This window comes from Micromonospora profundi (genome assembly GCF_011927785.1).
In the GTDB taxonomy this organism is placed as follows: domain Bacteria; phylum Actinomycetota; class Actinomycetes; order Mycobacteriales; family Micromonosporaceae; genus Micromonospora; species Micromonospora profundi.
This window is the reverse complement of the sequence record NZ_JAATJK010000001.1, coordinates 4,800,167-4,825,477: the sequence shown is the minus strand read 5'-3', so window position 1 is coordinate 4,825,477 and position 25,311 is coordinate 4,800,167. Positions and strand designations below refer to the sequence as shown.

Genomic DNA, 25,311 nt, shown 5'->3' with positions numbered 1-25,311 from the left:
CGCCATGTCCGGCCAGCAAGACCCCGCGTCTCGCCCCGCGACCAACAGTGCCGCTGCCGCCGCTGCCGGTGTAGGTGCGGGCGTGCGGTGTCGCTGCAGGCCGTGCCGTGCGGTGCGGTGCGGGTGGACGCGGGCCTATGCGGTGCGGGTGGACGCGGGCCGTGCGGGTGGACGCGGTCCGTGGCGTCGTGGCCTGGCCTGCGTTGTTGGGCCGTGTTGCTGGGCTGTGTTGCTGGACTGCAGCTCCGATCCCGGCGTGGCTTTGTTGTTGTCGTTGGCCTCGGCGGTCGGGTCGGGTCCCTGAGAAGCTGATACCTGTGAGTCATATTGATGACTCACAGGTATCAGTGCGACGAGAGGACAGGCCCACCCCGGGGGGCAGCTTGCCGGAGTGGCGATCGGTGTGCGGTGGCGTGCCGGAGTGGGGATGGGTGCGGCGTGGCGCCGAATCGGGATGGGCGCGTGGCGGCTCCCGGAGTGGCGATCGGTGTGCGGTGGCGCGCCGGAGTGGCGATGGGTGCGGCGGCCGCTTGGTGGCGCGGTGGATTAGCGGTTGGCGGGAGCGAGCTCCGCGTCGGGTTGCGGTAGAGGTGCGGCGCTGGCAGCGGTGTTGTGGCGGCGGCGCAACTCGATCGGGAGCACGACCAATGTGACCAGCGCACCGAGCGCGCCGGTCACCACGAAGCCCCAGAGCGGCGTAGTGGCGTCGATCACCGCGCCGGCTAGCGGTGCGCCGATGGCGATGCCGACGGTGACGGCCGAGCCGTGCAGGCCCATGGCCTCGCCGCGTACCTCGGCGGGGACCAGTCGGCTGACCGCGTCCGAGCCGGCCGCGATGGTCGGCGCGCAGAGAGCCCCGGCCGGGATCAGCGCCAGGCAGAGCAGCCACCAGTGTGCGCCGCCCAGCCCGACGGGAATGGTGCACAGAGCCAGCGCCCCGGTGAGCACCAGCGGCGAGAACGAACGGTGCACGGCTCCGTAGGCGAATCCGCCGGCCAGCGAGGCGACCGCCCAGATGGTCAGCACCGCCCCCGTCCAGCCGACCTCGCCGCTGGCCCGCAGGACGGCGACCACCGCCACGTCAGTGCCGCCGAGCACCAGGGTGGCGGCGGCACTGAGCGCCAGGACGGCGAGCAGTTGGGGCGTCAACCACTCCCGGTGCGGCACCCGGCGTCGCGGTCCGACGGGCTCGGCGGCGCCGCGGATCGGCGGGTTGACAAGCCACAGGGCGATACCGGCGGCGACGATGCCACCGCCGACGAGGTACATGGTGGTCTGTGCCGAGATCGCGGTGACCAGGGCGACCGCCAGCGCTGGGCCGATCATGAAGGACAGCTCGACCGACATGGAGTCCAGCGCGTACGCCGGTCGCCGTTGATCTTCCGGAACCAGCGCGGCGATGGACTGGCGGACGACCGAGAAGATGGGCAGGGCCAGCGACCCGGCCACGAAGGCGGCCGGCAGCAGCAGCGCGTACGGCAGTGACGGCGCCGTGCTCCAGAACACCGCCTCGGCTACCGCCGTCAGCACCAGCACCGGGCGCAGACCGCGACGGTCCACAAGTCGGCCGAGCAGCGGGCCGCCGATCGCCGCGCCCACGGTGATGGCAGCGCCCACCAGGCCCGCCGCCCCGTAGCCCCGGTCGAGGTCGAGAACCACGTGAAAGGTCAGCGTGATCCCGGTCGCTGTGAGCGGGATGCGGGCCAGGACGGCGATCAGCAACAGCGACCGCAGGCCGGGCAGCGCGAGCGCCGCCCGGTAAGGCTTCATGTTCACGTTGGTCCCTACCTCCGGCGACATCCTCGACCGGCGGCGGACCGATGGCCACCCAATTACCGCATCATGCGGCCCTGATCACAGGCTCGCCGTGCAGCGTCACGCCGGCGCCGTCCATGGCCCGCAGGGCCACGTCGGTGGTCGCCGGAGCGACAGCGGCTGTCAACTCCAGCAACACGGTAGTGGCGAAGCCCTCGCGGGCGGCGTCCAGCGCGGTGGCCCGGACGCAGTGGTCGGTGGCGATCCCGACCACGTCCACCCGGTCCACGTCGTGCCGGCGCAGCCAGTCGGCCAGGCACTCGCCGTCGTCGGCGTGCCCCTCGAACCCGGAGTACGCCGCCGCGTGCTCGCCCTTGTGGAAGATCGCCTCGACCCGCCCGGTGGCCAGGTCGGGGTGGAACTCCGAGCCGCTGGTGCCGACCACGCAGTGCCGCGGCCAGGACTCCACGAAATCCGGCGGATCGCCGAAGTGCGCGCCCGGGTCGATGTGGTAGTCCTTCGTGGCGACCACGTGGTCCCACCGCTCCGGCTCGCTGGCGAGCAGCCGGGAGATGCCGGCGGCCACCCCGGCGCCACCCGCGACGGCAAGTGAGCCGCCCTCGCAGAAGTCGTTCTGTACGTCCACGATGATCAGCGCGTTTGCCATCGGGTACCTCTCTTCTCGTGCTCAGGTCTGTGGCGGAGGTCCGGAACGAACTCAGGCGGCGGGTACGACGGTGACCGGGATGGCCGGGTCACCGGCGGACAGCTTCAGCCCCTCCCACGGGATGGAGATGAGGCACTCCCGCAGGTGCGCCCGTGACTCGTCGAGGGTGGGCAGGGTCAGCGGCTCGCCGTCGGCCACGTACGAGCGCTGGAGCATGCGGTCGTTTGCCTGCCGGTCCGGCACGCCCTGCGAGACGATGATCTCCTCGGTGGCGGTGCCGGTCGGCTTGTGCCGGCGGACCGCGACCTTCCGGCCGCCGATTGTCGCCTTGTGCTCGGAGCGCTTCACCACGGGCCGGCCTTCGACCTCGACGAGTTTGTAGACCAGCCCGGCGGTGGGCGCACCTGAGCCGGTGACCACCGCGGTGCCCGCGCCGTACATGTCGACGGGTTCGGCGGCCAGCGCGGCGATGGCGTACTCGTCCAGGTCACCCGAAACGATGATCTTGGTCTCGGTGGCGCCCAGCGAGTCGAGCAGCTCGCGGGACTGTTGGGCGATCACTGCCAGGTCACCCGAGTCGATCCGTACCGCCCGCAGCTCCGGCCCGGCCACCGCGATGGCGTTGCGGATGCCCTGGCTGATGTCGTACGTGTCGACAAGCAGCGTGGTGTCCTTGCCCAGCGTGGCGACCTGCGAGGCGAACGCGGCGCGCTCGTCGTCGTGCAGCAGCGTGAACGCGTGCGCGGCAGTGCCCGCCGTGGGGATTCCGTAGCGGGCGCCGGCGGCGAGGTTGGAGGTGAACCGGAAGCCGGCCAGGTACGCCGACCGCGCCGCGGCCACCGCCGCCTCCTCGTGGGCGCGGCGTGACCCCATCTCGATCAGAGCCCGGCCCCGGGCAGCAGTCACCATCCGGGCCGCCGCTGCCGCCACCGCGCAGTCGTGGTTGAGCACGGACAGCGCCAGCGTCTCCAGCACCACGCACTCGGCGAAGCCGCCGGAGACGGTGAGGATCGGCGAGCCGGGAAAGAACAGCTCACCCTCGGCGTACCCGTCGATGTCGCCGGTGAAGCGGTAGTCGGTGAGCCAGGCCGCCGCCGCGTCGTCGACCACGCCGGTCCGGCGGAGGAAGTCGACCTCGGCCGGGTCGAACCGGAAGTCGCGGATCAGCTCGATCAGCCGGGCGGTGCCGGCGACCACGCCGTAACGGCGGCCGCTCGGCAGCCGACGGCTGAACACCTCGAAGACGCAGCGACGGTCGGCGGTGCCGTCCTTCAGTGCGGCGCTGACCATCGTCAGCTCGTAGTGGTCGGTCAACAGCGCGGGGCGGAGGTTGCTCACCGCCCCAGCCTAAGGTTCAGTCCGCGTCGTCGCCCTCGTGGCCCGGGATCGCCCGCAGAGCGGCCCACAACTCGGCCCGACCGGTCACGCCGAGCTTGGTGTAGATCCGCTGGAGGTGGTTCTCGACAGTGCGGGCCGAAAGGTAGAGGCGCTCCGCAATGGCCTTACTTGTCGCGCCGTGCGCGGCGAGGCGGGCCACCTGCCACTCGCGGTCGGTGAGCACCGGCGCTCCGGCGCGCAGCGCGGGCGTGCGGATCAGGTGGCACCGGCCGAGCAGACCGGCCAGGCGCTCCCGGGCCTCGCCCGCCGCCACCGACTGCTGTTGGCGCAGCAGGTGCAGGGCCTGGGCGGTGGCCTCGGCCGCGTACACGGTCAGCTCCAGCGCGGCGTAGTCGTCGGCGACCGCGAGCAGATCCGTGGGGTCGTTGGTCACCGCAGCCCGGGCGTGCCGGGCCAGCAGCGGCGGAAGCACCCCGTCCACCTGCTCGGAGAGTTCCGCGAGGCGCTGCGCCACAGTGCGCCGGCCACCGTCGCGGCAGGTCGGACCGGTCGGTGCGCCTGCCTGGTCCAGTCGGACCAGGTCGTGCAGGACGTGCACCTCGTGCCCGGCGAAACCGTCCGCCCGCAGCCGGTCGGCCAGGTCGCTGAGCTGCTTGACCGCGCCCGGCAGGTCGCCCGACGCGGCGAGCACCGCGCCCCGGGCCTGCTCCAGCCACGGGTAGAGCACCGCCATGCCCGGTGCGTGGGTGCGGTCGGCCTCGGCCATCGCCTCGGCGGCCTGCGCCGCGTCACCGCGCAACGCCGCCGCCTGCGCGCGCTCGGCCTGGGCCAGACCGGCGTAGACCCGGCTGGTGGCCAGCACCGCGCAGGCACCCAACGAGGTACGCATCGCCGAGTCGCTCTGCCCGCGCAACCGTGCCGCGTACGCCTGGAGGATCGCCAGGTAGCCGGTGCCGAGCCGGAAATCGCCGGCACCCGCCAGGTCGGCGAACTCGTCGGCCACGATCGCGTCGATCCCCACCAGGTCGCCGGTGAGCATCAGCCGGGTGCCCCGGGCCAGTTCCAGGGCCAGCTGCAGGTACGGCATGTCGGTGCGCCAACTGGCCGCCGCCGAGTGCACCTGGGCGATCGCCGCACCGCTGCGGGCCAACTCGCCCTGCGCGGCCTGGACGTGCGCGATGGTGCTGCGGGCCAGCTCACGGGCGGCGACGCTGGCCGCCGGCCGGTCCAGCACACGCTGGCTCAGCCGCACCGCGGTCGTCGTGTCCAGCCGATGCAGGCGCATGATCGCCTCGAAGGCGTGCACACGGGCCCGGTCGGCGGAGTCGCTGAGCTGCTCGACCCGGCTCGCGATCTCCTCCACTGTGGATTCGCGGCTCAATCCCCAGTAGCTGACCATCCCGCGTACGGTCAGCCAACGGCAGAGCCGCCGCTCGTCGTCCGGTTCGAGGGTCACCGCGTCGAGGACGCTGAGCGCCTCCTCCGGCCGGTCGGCGAACATCAGGATGGTGGCCAGCAGTTCCGCCGCGTCCGAGCCGCCGTCAGCGTTCAGCGCGGCGCGTGCCAGCCTGGTCGCCAACGGCACGTCGTAGCGGGTGAACGCCTGCACCGCGGCGTCCACGAGCAGTGTCGGGTCCTGCGCGGTGCCCGAGTCGAGTCGCCACACCGCCACCCGGAGCAGGTCGTCGCGGCGGCGCTTGCCCACGCGCTCCAGCAGCTCGGCGAGGTGTGCCTGGAGCCTGCGGGTGCGGCTGACCGGGCAGCGGCGGCGCATCACCTCGCCGTATAGCGGGTGGGCCAGCCGTACGTTGGTCCGCCGGTCGTGCTGCACGACGGTGATCAGGCCGCGCTCCTCGGCCATCTCCACATCGGACGGGTCGGCAGCCTGGTTGAGCAGGTGCAGACCGAGTGGTTCACCGAAGGCGACAAGCTCGACGACAGTGCGGACGCCGTCGGTGAGCTGCCCGACACGGGTGTCGATCAGGTCGGTGAGGTTGGGCGCCAACTCCAGCCGGCCCGTCCACTTCCAGATCCCGTAGGTGCGCTTCAGCTCCTCGCTGCCGTTGGCGGCGTGCACCAGCTCGCGCAGCAGCAGCGGGTTGCCGGCCGACAGCCGGCCGAGCCGGTCCGCGGAGCCGGCGTCGACCGGGCCGCCCAGGATCGCCGCCAGTAGGCCGGCGGTCTCCGACGGTGGCATCGGGGTCAACTCGACGTGCTCGACCAGGTCGTCGGTCCAGAGTGCGCGGATCGGCAGGGGGACCTGCTCGCCGTCGCGCAGGGTGCCGACGACTGTCGCGTTGTCCGACCGGGCGACCAGGTGCACCAGCGCCGCCGACGGCGGGTCGAGCAGGTGCGCGTCGTCGATGGCGAGCACGATCCGCCGGCCTGCGGCCTGTTGTTGCAGGACGCCGAGCGCCCAGCGCAGGATGCCTGCGGGGGAGAGCCCCTGGGGCTGCTCGGCGGGGAGGACCTGGACCAGCCCGCCGAAGGGCAGCGCGGCAGTGGTGGCGCTGGCGGCGATGGACCAGATCGCGTACCGGTCGGTGGGCAGGGCGTTGACACCTTCGCGCAGCAGCCGGCTCTTGCCGATGCCAGCGCTGCCACTGAAGAAGAGCCCCCGGCCGGCCTCGCCGGTCACCGCCGCCAGCAGGCGGTTGAGTTCGTCGGTCCGCCCGACGAACTTCCATCGACTCATCCGCGCAGCATATCCATCGAATTCCGTCTGCGCTCGCACCGTCACGCAGCGAAGTTGAGTAGTGGCACAATTACCCATGAGTATCCGAAGTGTTCTGCCTGGTCGGGGGGCCGCCCGTAGTCTTCCGGGCATCCGGGTACTGCCACCGGAGTTTCCACGCGACCGGCACGACCGGTCGCCTGCCTCGGGAGGCACCTGATGCAGCAGGGCCCTCTCCCCCCGGTCGACTCGCCGATGGCGATGACCGACCCGACCGGCCAGCCGACCTGTGACCCGTTGCCCGCCCGGGTCGGTGTGACAGGCCCCGCGGCCCAGGAGCCGCTCGGCGTCGTCGCCGTCGGCCCGGCCGGCGCTGACCGGCGCGCGGTCCTCGCCGCCCTGGTCGGGCTCGACCCGGTGATGCTCACCGTGCCGGCGGGCAGTTGGTTGGTGGTGCGCCACGCCAAGGTGCCCACCCGGGCGGCGTTCGTGCCCGGCTACCGCCAGCCGCACTCGTACGGCGCGGACCGTGACGCCGCAGGTCCGGCGCTGGCACGCCCGGCACGTCGGGTCGAGCTGAGCGTGCCCGAGCCGCTGCTGCGGCACTTCACTCTGATCGACACACCCGACACGGGGAGCCTCGGCATCGCGGGCGCTCGGGTGTTGCTCGATGCCGTCGGACGGGCCGGCGCGTTGCTGTTCGTGATCTCCGCCGATCAGGCGTTCACGGCCCCGGAGCTGAACCTGCTCGCCGAGGTGGCCGCATCTCCCGTCGAGGTCGTCTTCGCGGTGACCCCCGGAGCAGCGGGTTGGGCACCGCCGGCCGACAGGACGGCGACGAATCGTGAGGCGGGGTCGACCTCCCCGGCGGGAGACCGCCCCGGGGAGGTCGACTCGACGGCGGTGACGGTGGAGGCGCACCGGGCGGCACTGTTGGCCGCCGTGCCCTCCCTGGCCGGGGCGCGGTGGTTCCCGGTCGGCGGCGCGGACCCCGCCGACCTGCGTCGGGCGTTGGTGGGCTGGTCGGCAGGTGAAGGACTGCACCGGGCCAGCAACGACCCGCCGATGTTGCCCGGCCAGCACGACCGGGTGACGGCGGTCGCCGACCCGGGGGACTGGTCCGAGCGGCTCGACCGGCAGACCCGTTCCTGCGCACAGCGGATCCGCCAGCATCTCGCCCTGGAGTTGGCGAACGTCCACCTGCGGGCGGTCCAGGAGATCGTCTTCGGGGTCGGCTGCGCCGGACTGCCGGACCTGCTGGACCGCGAGATGGCCGCCCTGTCGCTGCTGGCCACCGCGCAGTGCGATCACGCGGTGCGGCGCATCCTGGGCGACGCCGCCACCCAGGTGCTCGGCGCGCCGCCGGCCGAGGGCGTACGCCGCCGGATCGCCACGGCCGTGCAGTACGGCCTGGCAGACCACCGGCAGGGCCGTGACCTGGACCCGGTCCTGCTGATCACCAGTACGGCCGGGGTGGCCAAGCTGACCGGAGCCGAGGCCATTGACGCGCTGGCCGGCTATCCGACGGCGTACCGCGACGAGGTGCTTCCACCTGTCGCCGTGGCACTCTCCGGTGGTTGCTGGCAGCAGTGGCGTACCCCTGGCAACGACGACCAGAGCGCGGCGCGACGGTGGTCCCAGCGGGCGTTGCGGGAGGTCGAGCTGGAACTTTCCCGGGAGGTCTCCCGACGGTTCGAGGTGATCCGCCTCTCGCTGGGTGGGGTGCTCTCCGATGCCATCGAACACGGCATCCTGCTCGCCTGACGGCCTCGCAGCCCGCTGTCGCGGACGTCCACCGTGCCTCGTTTCCGACGGCGGCCGGGGCGGCCCAGGGGTGGTCGAGATGGGCGATCCGCGACGAGCCGGCGTTCCGGTTCCTCGGTTCCGGGAAACCGGTGGCACGATGGGGGGCATGGCGGCTCCGCAGGTTGCACCGGTCGAGACGCCGGCCACCGTCGAGGTGCCGGCGGCCGACGGGCAATGGGTGACGATCGTGTGGGACGACCCGGTCAACCTGATGACGTATGTGACCTGGGTCTTCCAAAAGCTGTTCGGCTACAGCCGGGAGAGGGCGGAGCAGCTCATGCTTGATGTGCACCACAAGGGGCGTGCCGTGGTCTCCACGGGCGCCCGGGAGCGGATGGAGCACGACGCGTCGCAGTTGCACGCGTACGGGCTGTGGGCGACGGTGGACCGCTCGTGAGCGCGAGGAGTGAGCCGGAGTTGCGAGCCCTGCAGTCGCGAACGGGATCAGCGTCGTGAGCATGTTCCGGCGGCAGGCTGGCCGCTATGTCGCCACCTTCGCGGTCGACGAGGCGCGGGTGCTGCGCAAGGTGGCCTCCGAGGTGGTCGGTCTACTCACCGACGGTTTCGACCACACCGACCCGGTAGTGGGTCGGCTCTTCCCGGCGGTCTATCCGAAGGACGCGCCGGGCACCGCCGAGTTCCGCCGCTACACCGAGGGTGACCTGAAGACCGCCAAGATCGACCAGGCAGGGGCCATCCTGGCCGCGCTGCCCGACGAGGCGGGCGGCGAGGTGCGGTTGGACGCCGAGGCGGCGGAGGCGTGGCTGCGGGCGTTGAACGACGCGCGGCTCGCGATGGGCGTCCGGCTGGAGATCAAGGACGGCACGGACCTGGGCGAGGAGCTGGACGACGCGGTGGCCGAGGACCCGGCGTCCAGCCGGGTGTTCCAACTGTCGGTCTACGCGTACCTGGGATATCTACAGGAGTCGCTGCTCAACGCCTTGATCGACTAAGCGTGAGCGGCACCACTTCAGGCCGCGGCCCAGCACGGGCTAGGCTGGTGGACGTGCTGAGCATCGAGCGGTCGATCATCGACGCGATCGTCGCCCACGCGCGCCGGGACCACCCCGACGAGGCGTGCGGCGTCGTCGCTGGTGCCGTCGGCAGCGACACCCCGTCCCGGCACATCCCGATGGAAAACGCCGCGCGGTCGATGACCTTCTACGAGTTCGACTCGATGGAGCAGTTGCGGGTGTGGCGGGAGATGGACGACCGGGACGAGGAGCCCGTGGTCATCTACCACTCGCACACCGCCACCGAGGCGTACCCGTCCCGCACGGATGTCTCCTTCGCCGGTGAGCCGGGGGCCCACTACCTGCTCGTCTCGACCCGTGAGCCCGACTCGGAGGAGATCCGGTCGTTCCGGATCGTCGACGGCGTGGTGACCGAGGAGCCGGTCCGCATCGTGGAGGCGGGGGTCGACCCGCACGCCGTGCAGTCCTACATGTTCGGGCAGAGCCCGGCGACTGTCGACTACGAGTGTTCCGGCCGCTGATCCGTCAGCGTCCGCACCCGTTGTCCTTCCTGTCACCGTTGGCACACCTGAATTGAGGAGCACGACATCATGGCTATCGAGGTTCGCATCCCCACCATCCTGCGCAGCTACACCGGCGGCGCGAAGGTCGTCGAAGGTTCCGGCGACACCCTTGGCGACCTGCTCGTCGACCTGGACTCCCGGCACGCCGGGCTGCGCAGCCGGCTGATCACCGACGCCGGTGCGCTGCACCGCTTCGTGAACGTCTACGTCAACGACGAGGACGTCCGCTTCCTCGGTGCGCTGGAGGCCAAGCTCGCCGACGGCGACAGCGTGACCATCCTGCCGGCCGTGGCCGGCGGCGCGTTCGGCTTCGCGGCGGCTGCCGCGATCAGCCAGCACGCCGTCGCTGCTCGCTGAGGTCTGCCGTCATGGCGCGGTACGACAGCCTGCTCGACGCCTGCGGGGGCACACCGCTCGTCGGTCTGCCCCGGCTCTCCCCGACGGTTCCCGATGGCGCGCCTCCGGTGCGGCTCTGGGCCAAGCTGGAGGACCGGAACCCGACCGGCAGCATCAAGGACCGCGCGGCCCTGTTCATGGTCCGCGCGGCCGAGGAGGCCGGTCGGCTGCGCACGGGCGACACGATCCTGGAGCCGACAAGCGGCAACACCGGCATCTCGCTGGCCATGGTTGCCAAGCTGCGGGGCTACCGGCTGGTCTGCGTGATGCCGGAGAACGTCTCCACCGAGCGGGTCCAACTGCTCCGCATGTACGGCGCCGAGATCATCTTTTCGCCGGCGGCGGGCGGCTCCAACCAGGCTGTCGCGACCGCCAAGCAGATCTCCGCCGAGCATCCCGACTGGGTGATGCTCTACCAGTACGGCAACGAGGCGAACGCGCGGGCGCACTACGAGACGACCGGGCCGGAGCTGCTGCACGACCTGCCCACCATCACGCATTTCGTGGCCGGGCTGGGCACCACGGGCACGCTGATGGGCACCGGTCGTTATCTGCGGGAGAAGGTCGACGGCATCCAGATCGTCGCCGCCGAACCGCGCTACGGCGAGCTGGTCTACGGGCTGCGCAACATCGACGAAGGGTACGTCCCGGAGCTGTACGACGCCTCTGTGCTGTCGCGGCGGTTCTCGGTGGGCACCCGGGACGCGGTGTTGCGCACCCGCCAGCTCGTCGACGTGGAGGGCATCTTCGCCGGCTTCTCCACGGGCGCCATCCTGCACGCCGCGCTCGCGGTGGCGCACGAGGCGGTCCGTGACGGCCGCCGCGCCGACGTGGCCTTCGTGGTGTGCGACGGCGGCTGGAAATACCTGTCCACCGGCGCGTACGGCGGCACGCTCGCCGATGCCGAGGACGCCCTGGAGGGGCAGCTCTGGGCGTGACCGCGAGGGTCCGCCCGCACGCTACCCCGCCGCACTGTGAGTAGGTGTCACGTTCGTGACAAGTTCGAGCGGATGATTCTGGTGGTCGGGCACCCCGGCGTAGGCTGCGCAGCGTGGCGCACGTGTCAGTAGGGATCATGGCCGGGAGCGCCGCCGGCACAGTTACTACTGACAGTGACAGCGAGAAGACCCGATGCGACTGACTGTCCTGGGGTGCGCCGGCAGCTTCCCCGGCCCCGAGTCCCCGTGCTCGGCATACCTCGTCGAGGCCGACGGCTTCCGACTCCTCGTCGACTTCGGTTCCGGGTCGCTGTCCAGTCTCCAGCGGTACGCGGGGCTGCACACCCCCGACGCGATCCTGCTGACCCACCTGCACTGCGACCACATCCTCGACGCAGTGACGTACGTGGTGGTCCGCCGCTACGCCCCGGAGGGCCCCTATCCGGCCCTGCCGGTGTACGCGCCCGCCGGCGCACCCGACCGGCTCAGCGCCGCGTACCACGACGACGGCACTGTGGAGGACGTCTACCAGTTCTACGCGCTGGAGCCGGGCACCTTCCCGATCGGCCCGTTCACCGTCACCGTCGACCGGGTCAACCATCCCGTGGAGACGTACGGGGTGCGGCTGGAGCACGGCGGTCGCTCGCTGTGCTACTCGTCCGACACCGCGCCCTGCGACGAACTGCTGCGGCTGGCCCAGAACGCCGACGTGTTCCTCTGCGAGGCGAGCTTCCTCGACGGCGTCGACAATCCGCCGGATCTGCACCTGACCGGTCGGGAGGCCGGCGAGACGGCCACGAAGGCCGCTGTGGGTCGGCTGCTGCTCACGCATCTGGTGGCGGCGTGGGGCAGCGAGGCGCACACGCTGGAGTCGGCCACCTCCGCGTACACCGGGCCGGTCGAGGTGGTCCGGGCCGGCGCCAGCTACGACATCTGACTCCCGCCGGGGGCGACGCCGGGGCACCCCGGGGGAGATGGATCGCCGCACCGCATAGGGTGCAGGCATGGCGCGACCTGACGGGCGAGGGCCCGATCAACTTCGACCGGTGACTCTGACCCGGGGCTGGAGCACCCATCCGGAGGGCTCGGTGCTCGTCGAGTTCGGCGGCACCCGGGTGCTCTGCACGGCGAGCGTCACCGAGGGGGTGCCCCGCTGGCGCAAGGGTTCCGGGCTCGGCTGGGTGACCGCCGAGTACGCGATGCTGCCCCGGGCCACGAACACCCGCTCCGACCGGGAGAGCGTCAAGGGCCGCGTCGGCGGCCGGACGCACGAGATCTCCCGGCTGATCGGGCGGAGCCTGCGCGCCTGCATCGATCTGAAGGCGCTCGGCGAGAACTCGGTGGTCCTCGACTGTGACGTGCTCCAGGCCGACGGTGGCACCCGGACGGCGGCCATCACCGGCGCGTACGTGGCGCTGCACGACGCCGTGGGGTGGCTCGCCGCCCGCAAGGCGCTGGCCGGCAAGCCGGAGAAGGTGATGCACCGCTCGGTGGCCGCGGTCAGCGTGGGGATCATCGCCGGTGAGGCGCGGCTGGACCTCTGCTACGAGGAGGACGTGGCCGCCGAGGTGGACATGAACGTGGTCTGCACCGGCGCAGGTGACTTCGTCGAGGTGCAGGGCACCGGTGAGGCGGGCGTGTTCGCCCGCGACCAGCTCGACAGCCTGCTCGACCTGGCCGTCGCGGGCTGCGCGGACCTGGCCGAGGCCCAGCGGAAGGCGCTCGCGTGAGCGCGAGGAGTGAGCTTGCGAGCCCCGCAGTCGCGAACGAAGGTGACTCAGCATGAACAAGGTCCTGCTTGCCACGCGTAACCAGAAGAAGCTTGTGGAGCTTCAGCGGATCCTGGACGGCGCGTTGGGCGCGCACCGGATCGCCCTGCTCGGGCTCGACGACGTACCGGAATATCCGGAGCTGCCGGAGACCGGCCTGACGTTCGGTGAGAACGCGCTGATCAAGGCCCGGGAGGGCTGCCGGCGTACGGAGTTGCCGACGATCGCCGACGATTCGGGGCTCGCGGTGGATGCGTTGAACGGGATGCCTGGCGTGTTCAGCGCCCGCTGGTCGGGCAAGCACGGCGACGACCGGGCGAACCTCCAGTTGGTGCTGGACCAGATCGCCGACGTGCCGGACGAGCAGCGGGCCGCGTCCTTCGTGTGCACCGTGGCGCTGGTGCTGCCTGGCGGCAAGGAGCACCTTGTCGACGGCCGGCAGTCCGGGCGGGTCCTGCGGGCGCCGCGCGGTGACGGCGGGTTCGGCTACGACCCGATCTTCCTGGGCGACGGACTGGAGCGCACCAACGCCGAGCTGACCCCGCAGGAGAAGGACGCGGTCAGCCACCGCGGCAAGGCTCTGCGCGAGCTGGCGAAGCTGGTGGCGAAGGTGCTGCCGCCCGCCGCCTGACCGGCAGCCGCCGCCCGCCGCCTGACCCGCAGCGGATGACAGCGAACCGTGAAATGTGCTGTCGTCCGCCGCCTGACCCGCGGCGGACGACAGCGGCCTGCGAAGGTCAGCCCAGTGGGCCGACCTCCCGTTCGATTGCGGCACGCAGCTCCGGGCCGGCCAGCACCGCGCGGGCGGCCTCCAGTACCGGGGCGAGGAACACGTCCGGGCCGGGCTCGCCGGCCGCGCCGCCGAGCGCGGCCACGGCGGCCCGGCCGGCCGGCGACGGCACCAGCGGCGCCCGCAGTTGCAGCCCGCGTACGCCGGCCAGCAACTCGACGGCCAGCAGGCTGGTGAGGTTGTCAAGCACGGTGCGTAGCTTCTTTGTCGCCGCCCAGCCCATCGAGACGTGGTCCTCCTGCATGCCGCTCGTGGGCAGCGAGTCCACCGACGCGGGGGCCGCCAGCCGCCGGTTCTCGGCGACGATGCCGGCAGCCGTGTACTGGGCGATCATCAGCCCGGAGTTCACGCCGGCGTCGGGGGAGAGGAACGCCGGCAGTTCCCGCGAGCGGGTGACGTCCAGCAGCCTGTCCACCCGCCGCTCGGCGATCGCGCCAACCTCTGCGGCGGCGATGGCCAGGAAGTCCGCAGCGAAGCCGAGGGGCGCTCCGTGGAAGTTGCCTGTCGACTCGACACGACCGTCCGGCAGCACCACCGGGTTGTCCACGACGGACACCAGCTCCCGGGCGGCGACGGTGCGGACGAAGTCCAGCGTGTCGCGGGCCGCGCCGGCCACCTGCGGGGCGCAGCGCATCGAGTACGCGTCCTGCACCGCGTGTGCCAGGTCGTCGCGGTGCGAGTCCATCACCCGGGAGTCTTGGAGCAGGCGGTGGATGTTCGCGGCCGACGCGGCCTGACCGGGGTGCGGCCGGATGGCGTGTAGCTCCGGCAGGAACGGCCGCTCCGAACCGAGCATCGCCTCGATGGCCAGCGCGGCCGTCACGTCCGCCATGGCGAACAGGTGCGCCGCGTCGTGGATGGCAAGCAGCAGCATCCCGAGCATGCCGTCGGTGCCGTTGATCAGCGCCAGCCCTTCCTTGGCGGCAAGCTCGATCGGCTTGAGCCCGGCGGCGGTAAGCGCCTCTGCCGCGTCCTGCCGTTCACCGGCCGGGCCGAGCACCCAGCCCTCGCCGAGCAGCACGAGCGCGCAGTGCGCCAGCGGTGCCAGGTCACCGGACGCGCCAAGCGAGCCGTGTTCGGGCACCCACGGGGTGATGTCGTGGTTGAGCAGGTCGACGAGCGCCTCGGCGATCAGCGGGCGGACCCCGGAGCGGCCCAGGGCCAGCGAGCGTACGCGCAGCAGCATCATGGCGCGGACGACCTCACGCGGCATCGGGGCGCCCACCCCGGCGGCGTGGGAGCGGATCAGCGCGTGCTGAAGCTCGGCACGCCGCTCCGGCGCGACGAACGTGTTGGCCAGCGCGCCGAAGCCGGTGGAGACGCCGTACACGGGCCTTCCCGCGGCTTCGATGCCGTCCACGATCGCGCGGCTGGTCGCCATCGCGTCCCGGGTGGCCGGGTCGAGGACGGCAGTGGCGGTGCCGCGGGCCACGGCCAGGACGTCGTCGGCGGAGATTCCGGTGGGGTGGATGGTCACGGTCGTCATTGCGGCACTCCGTTGAGCAGGACCTGGCGGATCAGTGGGACACCCGGCCGGTAGGCCAGGTGCAGGTACGAGGGCGCGTCCAGGACGACCAGGTCGGCCCGGGCGCCGGCGGTGAGCACACCCACGTCGTCGCGGCGCAGCGCCCGAGCCCCGCCGGCGGTAGCGGCCCAGACGGCCTCCGCCGGGGTCATGCCCATCTCGCGGACCGCGAGGGCCACACAGAACGGCATCGACGAGGTGTACGACGTGCCGGGGTTGCAGTCGGTGGCAAGCGCGACTGTGACACCGGCGTCGAGCAGCCGGCGGGCGTCCGGGTAGGGCGAGCGGGTGGAGAACTCGGCACCGGGCAGCAGGGTCGCCACAGTGCGGGTCCCGGACCCGTCGTCGCTGGCGGTGCCGGCCAGCGCTGCCACGTCGTCGTCGCTGAGGTGGGTGCAGTGGTCGACGCTGGCCGCGCCCAGCTCCACCCCGAGCTGGACACCGGGGCCGGGGCCGAGCTGGTTGGCGTGCACCCGTACGCCAAGCCCGGCGGCCTGCCCGCAGGCGAGGATGGCGCGGGCGTGGTCGACGTCGAAGGCGCCCCGCTCGCAGAACACGTCGATCCACTTCGCGTGCGGTGCGGCGGCGGCAAGCATCGGCCCGCAGACCAGCCCGACATAGTCGTCGGGACGGTCGGCGTACTCGGCGGGCACCACATGAGCGCCGAGGAACGTGGTCTCGGTGCTGGTCTCGGCGGCGATCCGCAGCGAGCGTGCCTCGTCGGCGACCGTCAGCCCGTACCCACTCTTGATCTCCATGGTGGTGGTGCCCTGGCGCAGCGCCTCCCCGCGTAGCCGGCGCACTGTGGCCCGCAGGTCGTCGTCGCTGGCGGCGCGGGTCGCGCCGACTGTGGTCCGGATGCCACCGCCGGTGTAGCGTTCGCCGGCCATCCGCGCGGCGAACTCGGCGGCCCGGTCACCGGCGAACACCAGGTGCGCGTGGCTGTCCACGAAACCGGGCAGCACTGCCGCCCCGCCGGCGTCGATCCGCCGGTCGGCGGCCGGCGCGTACGCGGCAGGCCCGACCCAGGCCACCCGGCCCGCCTCGATCAGCACTGCCGCCCTGCGGCGGATGCCCAGCGGACCCTCGCCGACGCCGTTGGTGACCAGCTCCCCGATGTTGTCGACAAGCAGGCTGCTCATGCTCGCGCTCACGCCGGGGTCACCGCCTCGATCGACGCCGACAGCTCGGCCGGTACGTCGACGGTGAGGTGCCTGCCCTCGGCCACCACCACCCGGCCGTCCACAAGCACCTGGTCGACGTCCGCGGCGGACGCCGCGAAGAACACGCCCGCCGGCGGCACCCCTGCCGTGCGGGCGCTGTCGAGTCGTACCGTCACCAGGTCGGCGCGGGCGCCGACGGCGATCCGCCCGGCGTCGGCCCAGCCCAGCGCGGCATGGCCGGTGGCGGTGGCCGCCGCCAGCAGCTCGGCGGAGGTGAAGTGGCCGCGGCGGCGGGTGCGCAGCCGTTCGTCAAGCTCCACGGCGCGCGCCTCCTCGAACAGGTCGACCACCGCGTGGCTGTCGCTGCCCAGGCTGAGCCGGAGCCCCGCATCGGCCATCTGCCGGGCCGGGCCGATCCCGTCGGCGAGGTCCCGTTCGGTGGTGGGGCAGAGGCACACCCCGGTCCGGTTGTCGCCGAGCAGCGTCAGGTCAGCGCCGGTCGGGTGGGTGACGTGTACGGCGGTGGTGTCCGGCCCGAGCACGCCGTGCTCGGCGAGCAGCGCGGTGGGTGTGCGCCCGTGCACGACCCGGCACTCGTCGTTCTCGGCGTACTGCTCCGACAGGTGTACGTGCAGCGGAGCGTGCCGGCTTCGCGCCCAGTCGGCGACAGTGCGCAGCTGGTCGGCGGGGACCGCCCGCACCGAGTGCACGGCCGCGCCGACGCGGGCGTGGGAGTCAGTCGGCTGGAACGCCGAGGCCCGCTCGGCCCACCGGACGGCGTCACCGTCACCGAAGCGGCGCTGCGGTCCGGCGAGCGGCTGACCACTCACTGTGGAGGTCAGGTAGCAGGTGTCCAGCAGGGTCAACCGGATGCCGGCGTGCGCGGCGGCCTCGACAAGTGCCGCGCCCATCTCGTTCGGGTCGTCGTAGGCGCCGCCGTCGGGCCGGTGGTGCAGGTAGTGGAACTCCCCGACGCAGGTGATCCCGGCCAGGGCCATCTCGGCGTAGACCGCGCGGGCCAGCGCCAGGTAGGTGTCCGGGTCGAGCCGGTCGGCGACGGCGTACATCCGGTCGCGCCAGCTCCAGAAGTCACCCCGGCTGCCGTGGGTACGCCCACGCAGGGCGCGGTGGAAGGCGTGCGAGTGCACATTGGACAGGCCGGGCACTGTCAACCCGGGCAGCCGGGTGGCGTCCCGCAGCACCTCCACCCCGGCCTCCGGCCCGGTGGACCCCTGCAGCGGTGTGACGGCGGTGATCCGGCCGTCCTCGACCTCGATGAGCACCTCGGGCGTGGGCTCGGAGTCCTCGGGCAGCCAGGCGTACTCGGCGAGCCAACGAGAGGTGGTCATACTCCTCGCCTCCTGCGGAGCTGAATCGTCTGCGTTGTCAGCGGCATGTCAGCTCCTCCAACACGGCGGCCAGCGCCCGTACCCCGGCGGCGCAGTCGGCGTCGGTGGCCGCCTCTGCGGGGGAGTGCGACACCCCGCTCGGGTTGCGCACGAACAGCATCGCGGTGGGCAGATGCGCGGCCAGCACACCCGCGTCGTGCCCCGCGCCGGTGGGCAGCACCGGCGCGTCGAGCAGCGTGGCCAGCCGTCTGGCCAGTCCACGGTCGAAGGCGACAAGCGCTGTGGCCGACTCCTCGGTGACCGTCACCTCCGTACCGTCGCGGCGGGCACGCTCGGCGAGCTTGCCCCGTACGGCCTCGACCAGGTCGGTGAGGGTCTGCGGGTCGGCGGCGCGGGCGTCCAGCCAGCCGGTCACCTTCGACGGGATGGCGTTCGTGGCGTTCGGTTCGACGGCGACCCTGCCGACAGTGGCGTGCGCGCCGCGCAACCGGGCCTCCTTGTTGGCCGCCAGCACAGTGAACGCGTAGGTGAGCATCGGGTCGCGGCGGTCGGCCATCCGTGTCGTACCCGCGTGGTTGCCCTCGCCTGTCACGTCGAAGCGCCAGCGGCCGTGCGGCCAGATGGCGCTGGCCACCGCTACCGGCGCGTCCGCCTCGGCGAGCGCGCGGCCCTGCTCGACGTGTAGCTCCACGAACGCGCCGAACCGGCCCAGCAGCTCCGGGCGGGCGCCCGCCGGCCGGTCGCCGAGCGCCTCGGCGAAGCTCACCCCGGCCGCGTCGCGCAGCCCGGCCGCGCGATCGACAGGCATTGCGCCGGTGAGCAGACGCGACCCCAGGCACGGTACGCCGAAGCGCGCCCCCTCCTCCTCCACGAACGCGGCCAGCACCAGTGGCCGGATCGGGGTGACGCCGGCGGCGCGCAGCTCGTCCACGGCGAGGAAGGCGCTGACGATGCCGAGCGGCCCGTCGTACGCCCCACCGTGCGGCACCGAGTCGAAGTGGCTGCCGGTCAGCACCGCGTCGGCGGCCTCCGGGTCGCCCCAGTGCGCGAACAGGTTGCCGTTGCCGTCCTCGGTGACCGGCATCCCTCGCTGCTGCGCCTGTGCACGGAACCAGGCCCGCAGCTCCCGCTCCGGCTCGGTCAGCGCGTAGCGCAGGTAACCGCCGCTGTCGGCGTCCCGCCCGATCGGGGCGAGCTCGTCCCACAGGGTGCGGAACTTGTTAGGAAGGGCCCCTTCTACAACAAAATCCGATAACAAGGTGTCCTTCCTTACTGCTCGGTCATCGGGACGCGGATGTCGGTGCGGTCGGCTACCTCGCGGGCGCCTTCGTATCCGGCGTCCACGTGCCGGATGACGCCCATCGCGGGGTCGTTGGTGAGCACCCGCTCGATCTTCTGCCCCGCGAGCGCGGTGCCGTCGGCCACGCAGACCTGCCCGGCGTGGATGGACCGCCCGATGCCGACCCCGCCGCCGTGATGGATGGACACCCAGGAAGCCCCGCTTGCCGTGTTGACGAGCGCGTTGAGCAGCGGCCAGTCGGCTATCGCGTCGGAGCCGTCGGCCATCGCCTCGGTCTCCCGGTACGGGCTGGCCACACTGCCCGCGTCCAGGTGGTCCCGACCGATGACCACCGGGGCGGAGAGTTCACCGGAGGCGACCATCTCGTTGAACCGCACGCCGGCCCGGTCGCGCTCGCCGTAGCCGAGCCAGCAGATCCGCGCCGGCAGACCCTGGAACGCGACACGTTCGCCGGCCAGCCGGATCCACCGTGCCAGGGACTCGTTCTCCGGGAACAGCTCCAGGATCGCCCGGTCGGTGGCGGCGATGTCGGCCGGGTCGCCGGACAGCGCCGCCCACCGGAACGGACCCCTACCTTCGCAGAACAACGGCCTGATGTACGCGGGCACGAAGCCCGGAAAGTCGAAGGCGCGCGGGTAGCCGGCGAGCTGCGCCTCACCACGGATCGAGTTGCCGTAGTCGAAGACCTCGGCGCCGGCGTCGAGGAAGCCGACCATCGCCTCGACGTGCCGCGCCATCGACGCCCGCGCCCGGTCGGTGAACTCGGCGGGCTTCGCCGTCGCGTAGTCGCGGGCATCGGCCAGATCCACTCCCACCGGCAGGTACGACAGCGGGTCGTGGGCGCTTGTCTGGTCGGTCACGATGTCGATCTCGACGCCCCGGCTGAGCAGCTCGGGGAAGACCTCGGCGGCGTTGCCCACCACGCCCACGGAGAGCGCGCGCCGGTCCCGCTTCGCGGCCAGCGCCCGCTGCACCGCGTCGTCCAGCGAGTCGGCGACCTCGTCCAGGTAGCGGTCGTGCACCCGGCGGTCGAGGCGGGTGCGGTCCACGTCCACGATCAGGCAGACGCCGCCGTTCATGGTGACCGCGAGGGGCTGCGCCCCGCCCATCCCGCCGCAGCCTGCGGTGAGCGTCAGCGCGCCCGCGAGGGTGCTCCCGAATCTCTTGGCGGCCACCGCGGCGAACGTCTCGTAGGTGCCCTGGAGGATGCCCTGGGTGCCGATGTAGATCCACGAGCCGGCGGTCATCTGCCCGTACATGGTGAGGCCGAGGTGTTCGAGCCGACGGAACTCGGGCCAGGTCGCCCAGTCGCCGACCAGGTTCGAGTTGGCCAGCAGCACCCGGGGCGCCCACTCGTGGGTGCGCAGCACGCCCACCGGACGGCCCGACTGCACGAGCATCGTCTCGTCCTCGCGCAGGTCGGTGAGCGTGCGTACCAGCGCGTGGTAGGAGGGCCAGTCCCGCGCCGCCTTGCCGGTGCCGCCGTACACCACGAGGTCGTCGGGGCGTTCGGCCACCTCGGGGTCGAGATTGTTCATGAGCATCCGCAGTGCGGCCTCCTGCTGCCACCCACGGGCGGTCAGCTGACTGCCCCGTGCGGCACGGATCGGCTCTGTCATCTCTGGTCTCCTCCGGTCATCCGAGGAACAACTGACGGCGGGCCGCCGAGGCTTCGAACGCTTCCAGCCGGCGCTGCGTGTCGGCCGGCGCGGCGTCGCAGATCGCCTGCAACAGCACCATGGCCAGGGTCATCGGGGCGGTGTGCAGGTCGAAGACGAGTTGGGCGCCGACGGCGGCGGGCAGCACCACGTCGGCGTGCTCGGTGGCGGGGCTGACCGGCGAGTCGGTGATCGCCACGACGGTCAGGCCGGTGGCCCGCGCGTCGCGCAGCGCGTCAAGGGTCTCGCGGGGGTAGCGGGGCAGCACGAAGGCCAGCACCGCCGAAGCGCCGGCCTCGGCGGCCTGTTCGAGGCGGTCGGTCAGCAGGCTGCCGCCGTCGTCGAGGACCCGCACGTCCGGGTGCACCTTGGCGGCGAAGTAGGCGAAGTACGCGGCAAGCGGTGCGGCGGCACGCAGGCCGAGCACCGGCAGTGGGCGGCTGGCCGCGAGCAGCCTGCCGGTCTCGGCGATCCGGTCCCGGTCGGCGAGTTGACCGGCCAGCCGGTCCAGGTTGCCCATCTCGGCGCGTACCGCCTGCTGGAGTTCGTTTCCGGCGTCCGCCGGACCACCGGGTCTGGCAGTGGTGAGGCCTCGCAGCCGGCGGCGCAGCGCCGGGTAGCCGTCGTGGCCGAGCGCGACGGCGAACCGGGTCACCGACGGCTGGCTGACCCCGGCCAGCTCGGCGACCTCCGCCGCGGACAGGTACGCCACCGCCGGGCCGTGCTGTACGAGACAGTGCGCGATGCGGCGCTGGGTCGGGGTGAGCCGCACCCCGTCGAACAGGTCGAGCACCTGCTCCACCGGCGCCTCGACCCCTGTCTCATTCACACCGCGACTCTATGCATGAAAACTTTCAGAGGGCAAGGGGCGGCTGGGCTGCCCGCCGGGGCCCCGACCTGTCGCACCGCCGACCGGCGGGACGCTGCGATGGCACCACCTCTGTAGGATCCGCACGGCGGTCGAGCGGAGGAGTGGCATGCAGCCGGAGAACCCGTACAGGTACACCCACATGTTGGGCGCCTGCCAGGTTGGCAAGGCGTGGGCCGCAGTCGACGGGCAGGGCCAGTTCGCCACGGTGGCCGTGCTCGACGGCGTCGCCGCGTCCGACGAGCGCTGGCGGGTGGCCTTCGGCAACGCCGCGAACGCGCTGGCGCAGGCCGCCGGCGGTCACCGATACGCGCACGCCAACCTGACCGCCGCCCACCCGTGGGTGGCCTACCGGGCCGAGGAGGGGAACGCGCCGCAGCGCCTCTTCCAGAGCCTCGGCATGGCCTACCAGCCAGTGCCCGACCTGCCGGTCTCCGCGCCACCCATGTCGGCGCCGCCCACCTCGGCGGCACCTGCCTCAGCACCGCCTGCCTCGGCACCGCCGGTTTCCGGTGTGCCGCAGCAGGCCAGCGGAGCGCCGGTCTCCGGTGCGCCCGAGCTGGTGGCGCACATGCCGCAACTTCCCTGGGCGGTGCACACCAACCCGGTCTCCGGGCAGCCGGTGTCCAGCCCGTCGCAGCCCGTCTCGGGTGCGCCCGGCTCACCCGTACCGTCGCAGAGCCCCGCACCCGCGACCCACAGCCCGGCACCGGCGACCCAGAGCCCGGCCCCTGTGACCTACGGTCCCGCGACCTACAGCTCGGCATCCGCGTCCGCGACCGCATCCGACGGCCTGCCGCCGCAGTCGCCCTCGCAGGATCCGTTCGGCGGTACGGGTCGGCGGATCGCGCCCGTGCAGCGGCCCCCGCAGCGGCCCAAGTGGCTCCTCGCTGTCGCCGCCGTGGTGCTCGTCCTGGCCGCCGGCACCGCCGGGTTCTTCGTCGGCGGCGTCAACCGATCCGACGACGAGCCCGAAGCGCCGGCGCCGAACGCCTCGCTCGCACCGTTCGAGGCGACGCAGTTCTCCATCAACAAGACCAAGTTCGACGGCGACCTCGCGCCGCTTGCAGAGCCCTGGCTGGCCGCCGCGGGAGGGTGCGCCGTCGACACCGAGGTCGGCGGTCCGCCGCTGCCGGCCGACGAGCGACGCCACGTCTTCTGCCGGTACGGCGGAGCCTCCGTGCACTTCGCGCTGTACCCCGCGAAGGCGGAGAAGGACGCGGCGCGTGCGTACCGTCAGCAGCTCAACCTGGCCGGCGGCGCGCTGGCGCCGGGGCTGCGCGAGGCCACCCGGACGACGGGCGGCGTGACCGGCGCACCCGGCAGCTACGTCGAGTACGCCTTCAAGGGCGGAGACGGCCGGACCGTGTGCGGCGTGTGGTGGGACCGCGACGACGTCAACGGCGCCTTCTACGTCGAAACCCTGTGCGAGGCCGGCATCGCGGGCAACTGGGACGCGCTGCGGGACCTGTGGCGCCGCAACAGCTGACACCGGCACCGGAGGTACGCCCGGCGAGCCGACCGTTGACATGAGTGAGGAACGATGACCTCGTTGGACAACGTCCAGCCGACCGTGCCGCCCCCGGCGTCGACGCCGCTGCTCGCCGACCGCTCCGTGGCGGTCGTCCACGAGTGGTTCGGCGCCACAGGCGGATCGGAGAACGTGTTCCTCGCCATCGCGGACCTTGTGCCGCACGCGCGCCGCATCGTGCTCTGGGCGGACCGGGACGTCGAGGTGGACCGCCTCGGTCTGCACGAGACGTGGCTGGCCAAGACGCCGTTGCGCCGCAGCAAGGCCCTCGCGCTGCCCCTCATGCCCCTGGCCTGGCGGACAGTCGGCGACGAGCGCTACGACGTGGTCATCTCGTCCAGCCACGCGTTCGCCCACACCGTGCGGCTCGGCCCGCCGGAACGGACCCGGCACCTGAGCTACGTGCACTCGCCGGCACGCTATGTCTGGAGCCCTGACTTCGACGGTCGGGGCTCGGGCGCGCTGCTCAGCGGCCCCCGCAAGGCGCTCCAGTCTGTCGACGTCCGGCTCAGCCGGCACGTGCAGGCGTACGCCGCGAACTCCCGCGAGGTGCAGGCGCGGATCCAGCGGTTCTGGAAGCGTGACGCCGTCGTGATCCACCCGCCCGTCGACGTCGAGTACTTCGCCGAGGCCCCGGTCCAACCCGCCCGTGACTACCTGCTGGGTGTGGGGCGCTGGATCCCGTACAAGAACTTCGACCTGATGATCGAGATCGCCGCCGAGTCGGGACTGCCCCTTGTCGTGGCCGGTTCCGGGCCGGAGGAGGCGAGGCTGCGCCGGCTCGCCGCCACCGTCGGGGTGCCGGTGACCTTCGAGGTGCGGCCCTCCCGGGAGCGGCTGCGGGAGCTTTACGCGGGCGCCCGCGCGCTGCTGTTCCCGGCACACGAGGACTTCGGCATCATCCCGGTGGAGGCGCAGGCGTGCGGAACTCCGGTGATCGGTCTGAACACCGGCGGCCTGCTGGAGACTGTCGTCAACGGCGAGACGGGCTTCCTGATCGGCTCGATGCGACCGGCCGACCACGCCGCCGCCGTACGCCGTGTCGGCGAACTCGACGCGGCGCGCATCCGCAAACACGCGATGGCCTTCTCACCGCAGCGGTTCCAGCACGAGATGGGCGAGTGGATCGCGCATGAGACCCGCTGACACCATCGTCGACTGCAGCGGTGTCGGTCCGGGCGGCATCACCCGCGTCCTCACCGAGGTCGTGCGGCACTGGCCGGCCGGGCAGCGGCTGCGGCTCGTCGCCGTACCCCCGACGTGGGAGGTGCCCGCCGGGGCCGCCGCCGAGGTGGCGGTGGTCAGCCGGCAGGCCGGCGACCGGGCCCGGGCCGTCGCGTCCGCCACCACGACCCTGCGTCGGGTCACCGGTGAGGCCCGGCAGGAGCCGGCGGGTGCGCAGGTGCTCTCCCTGAGCCCATCGGTCGCCATGGTCGGCAGCCAACTGCCGGTCACCACGGTCGTCCACGATCTCGCCTTCCGGCTCTGGCCGCACGACCTGTCGACGTCGGTGCGGCAGTACCGGCGGGCCAGCTACGCGACGGCGATCAACAGGTCCCGGCAGTTGCTCTGCGTCAGCGCCCGTACCCGCCACGACCTCCTGGGGCTCTACGGCGTGCCGGAGAACCGGGCCACCGTCTGGTATCCGGGCAGCGACGTGGACGTCGTACCCGGTGCGCTTCCGCCGGAACTCGCGGCCCGCACCGGCGGGGTGCGCCAGTACCTCCTGGTCGCCGGCCACGCGGCCCACAAGGGGGTCGAGCTGGCCGTCGAGGCTCTGGCCGACCTTCCCGACCTGGTGCTCGCGGTGCTCACCGGCGGTCAGCGCATCGACCGGTTCACCGACGCCGTGGCGGCGTCCCCGGCGGCCGACCGGGTGGTGCTGCTCGACAGGCTCTCCGACGCCGACTACGCGGCGGCCGTCGCCAACGCCGCCGCGTTCCTGATGCCGAGTCACTTCGAGGGGTACGGGCTGCCGGCCGCCGAGGCGCTCCGGTTGGGCACACCCACAGTCATCTCACCGGACCCCGCCCTGCTCGAGGCGACCGACGGTCGGGCCGAACGGATGACGACCTGGACGGCGGCGGCGCTGGTCCGGGCGGTGGGCGAGGCCGTGGGAGGTCCTCGACCGAGGGCGGGTGCCGCCGGGCGTTCCTGGCGCGACGCGACCGCTCACCTGGCGCACCTGCTCGACGCCGACCAGGACGGTCGTGCCCTGTCCCAGACGACCGGAAAGCAGGCCTGAGC

Annotated in this window: 22 protein-coding genes; 12 read left to right on the top strand and 10 right to left on the bottom strand. The window is 72.5% G+C overall.

The features are described 5' to 3' along the window. Window positions 1-546: 546 nt before the first annotated feature. From F4558_RS21145 to F4558_RS21130, 4 genes are read right to left on the bottom strand one after another with little or no spacing between them, the layout of a single operon-like run. Window positions 547-1,800: an MFS transporter gene (locus F4558_RS21145; RefSeq protein WP_167945682.1), complete on the bottom strand. Its 1,254-nt coding sequence runs from the start codon at window positions 1,798-1,800 to the stop codon at window positions 547-549. Window positions 1,801-1,840: 40 nt separating this feature from the next. Next, on the bottom strand, window positions 1,841-2,422 hold the full coding sequence (locus tag F4558_RS21140) for an isochorismatase family protein (protein ID WP_053655589.1): 582 nt from the start codon (window positions 2,420-2,422) through the stop codon (window positions 1,841-1,843). A gap of 51 nt (window positions 2,423-2,473) precedes the next feature. After that, window positions 2,474-3,760, bottom strand: a complete 1,287-nt coding sequence (locus tag F4558_RS21135) for a nicotinate phosphoribosyltransferase (protein WP_053655588.1) — start codon at window positions 3,758-3,760, stop codon at window positions 2,474-2,476. A gap of 16 nt (window positions 3,761-3,776) precedes the next feature. Beyond that, window positions 3,777-6,455: a LuxR C-terminal-related transcriptional regulator gene (locus F4558_RS21130; RefSeq protein ID WP_167945680.1), complete on the bottom strand. Its 2,679-nt coding sequence runs from the start codon at window positions 6,453-6,455 to the stop codon at window positions 3,777-3,779. Window positions 6,456-6,653: 198 nt separating this feature from the next. On the opposite strand from F4558_RS21130, the gene F4558_RS21125 reads away from it, so the two are divergent. The 9 genes from F4558_RS21125 (at window position 6,654) to rdgB (ending at window position 13,511) form a co-directional block, all read left to right on the top strand. After that, window positions 6,654-8,198: a P-loop NTPase family protein gene (locus tag F4558_RS21125; RefSeq protein ID WP_167945678.1), complete on the top strand. Its 1,545-nt coding sequence runs from the start codon at window positions 6,654-6,656 to the stop codon at window positions 8,196-8,198. 148 nt (window positions 8,199-8,346) lie between these two features. Continuing rightward, entirely contained in the window at window positions 8,347-8,637 is a 291-nt protein-coding gene (gene clpS, locus F4558_RS21120) for an ATP-dependent Clp protease adapter ClpS (RefSeq protein ID WP_053655585.1), read from the top strand. A 61-nt stretch (window positions 8,638-8,698) separates the two neighbouring features. Further along, on the top strand, window positions 8,699-9,193 hold the full coding sequence (locus F4558_RS21115) for a DUF2017 domain-containing protein (RefSeq protein ID WP_197281524.1): 495 nt from the start codon (window positions 8,699-8,701) through the stop codon (window positions 9,191-9,193). Window positions 9,194-9,246: 53 nt separating this feature from the next. Continuing rightward, window positions 9,247-9,735, top strand: a complete 489-nt coding sequence (locus tag F4558_RS21110; RefSeq protein WP_053655583.1) for a M67 family metallopeptidase — start codon at window positions 9,247-9,249, stop codon at window positions 9,733-9,735. 69 nt (window positions 9,736-9,804) lie between these two features. Continuing rightward, window positions 9,805-10,134, top strand: coding sequence for a MoaD/ThiS family protein (locus F4558_RS21105; protein ID WP_053655582.1), 330 nt, complete (start codon window positions 9,805-9,807; stop codon window positions 10,132-10,134). Window positions 10,135-10,145: 11 nt separating this feature from the next. Further along, window positions 10,146-11,111 carry a PLP-dependent cysteine synthase family protein gene (locus F4558_RS21100; RefSeq protein WP_053655581.1) on the top strand — a complete coding sequence of 322 codons (966 nt, stop codon included), beginning with the start codon at window positions 10,146-10,148 and terminating at the stop codon, window positions 11,109-11,111. Between the two features lie 193 nt (window positions 11,112-11,304). After that, the gene (locus F4558_RS21095) at window positions 11,305-12,048 is read left to right on the top strand and encodes an MBL fold metallo-hydrolase (RefSeq protein WP_053655580.1); all 744 of its coding nucleotides are present in this window, start codon (window positions 11,305-11,307) and stop codon (window positions 12,046-12,048) included. 67 nt (window positions 12,049-12,115) lie between these two features. Further along, window positions 12,116-12,841, top strand: coding sequence for a ribonuclease PH (gene rph / locus F4558_RS21090; protein ID WP_053655579.1), 726 nt, complete (start codon window positions 12,116-12,118; stop codon window positions 12,839-12,841). A 52-nt stretch (window positions 12,842-12,893) separates the two neighbouring features. Beyond that, a complete protein-coding gene (rdgB, locus tag F4558_RS21085) occupies window positions 12,894-13,511 on the top strand; it encodes an RdgB/HAM1 family non-canonical purine NTP pyrophosphatase (protein ID WP_053655578.1) in 618 nt (205 codons plus the stop codon). 106 nt (window positions 13,512-13,617) lie between these two features. Here the strand turns inward: rdgB and hutH are convergent, their stop codons facing one another. Genes hutH through F4558_RS21055 form a run of 6 tightly spaced genes read right to left on the bottom strand, consistent with a single transcriptional unit; the run spans window position 13,618 to window position 21,494 of the window. After that, window positions 13,618-15,156, bottom strand: a complete 1,539-nt coding sequence (hutH, locus tag F4558_RS21080) for a histidine ammonia-lyase (protein ID WP_053655577.1) — start codon at window positions 15,154-15,156, stop codon at window positions 13,618-13,620. Next, window positions 15,153-16,337 carry an imidazolonepropionase gene (hutI, locus tag F4558_RS21075; protein WP_053655576.1) on the bottom strand — a complete coding sequence of 395 codons (1,185 nt, stop codon included), beginning with the start codon at window positions 16,335-16,337 and terminating at the stop codon, window positions 15,153-15,155. The genes hutH and hutI overlap by 4 nt, the downstream gene beginning before the upstream one ends. 8 nt (window positions 16,338-16,345) lie before the next feature. Further along, window positions 16,346-17,707 (bottom strand): formimidoylglutamate deiminase, encoded by a 1,362-nt coding sequence (locus tag F4558_RS21070; protein ID WP_167945676.1) that lies wholly within the window; start codon window positions 17,705-17,707, stop codon window positions 16,346-16,348. Between the two features lie 37 nt (window positions 17,708-17,744). Then, a complete protein-coding gene (locus F4558_RS21065) occupies window positions 17,745-18,965 on the bottom strand; it encodes an allantoate amidohydrolase (protein WP_167945674.1) in 1,221 nt (406 codons plus the stop codon). Window positions 18,966-18,976: 11 nt separating this feature from the next. Next, window positions 18,977-20,626: a urocanate hydratase gene (hutU, locus tag F4558_RS21060; RefSeq protein ID WP_167945672.1), complete on the bottom strand. Its 1,650-nt coding sequence runs from the start codon at window positions 20,624-20,626 to the stop codon at window positions 18,977-18,979. A gap of 16 nt (window positions 20,627-20,642) precedes the next feature. Further along, window positions 20,643-21,494, bottom strand: a complete 852-nt coding sequence (locus F4558_RS21055; protein ID WP_167945670.1) for a MurR/RpiR family transcriptional regulator — start codon at window positions 21,492-21,494, stop codon at window positions 20,643-20,645. 148 nt (window positions 21,495-21,642) lie between these two features. Between F4558_RS21055 and F4558_RS21050 the strand changes: the two genes are divergently transcribed. From F4558_RS21050 to F4558_RS21040, 3 genes are read left to right on the top strand one after another with little or no spacing between them, the layout of a single operon-like run. Then, window positions 21,643-23,022 carry a hypothetical protein gene (locus F4558_RS21050; protein ID WP_167945668.1) on the top strand — a complete coding sequence of 460 codons (1,380 nt, stop codon included), beginning with the start codon at window positions 21,643-21,645 and terminating at the stop codon, window positions 23,020-23,022. A gap of 54 nt (window positions 23,023-23,076) precedes the next feature. Then, on the top strand, window positions 23,077-24,210 hold the full coding sequence (locus F4558_RS21045) for a glycosyltransferase (protein WP_053655570.1): 1,134 nt from the start codon (window positions 23,077-23,079) through the stop codon (window positions 24,208-24,210). Then, window positions 24,197-25,309 carry a glycosyltransferase gene (locus tag F4558_RS21040; protein WP_082377451.1) on the top strand — a complete coding sequence of 371 codons (1,113 nt, stop codon included), beginning with the start codon at window positions 24,197-24,199 and terminating at the stop codon, window positions 25,307-25,309. The genes F4558_RS21045 and F4558_RS21040 overlap by 14 nt, the downstream gene beginning before the upstream one ends. Window positions 25,310-25,311: the final 2 nt, after the last annotated feature.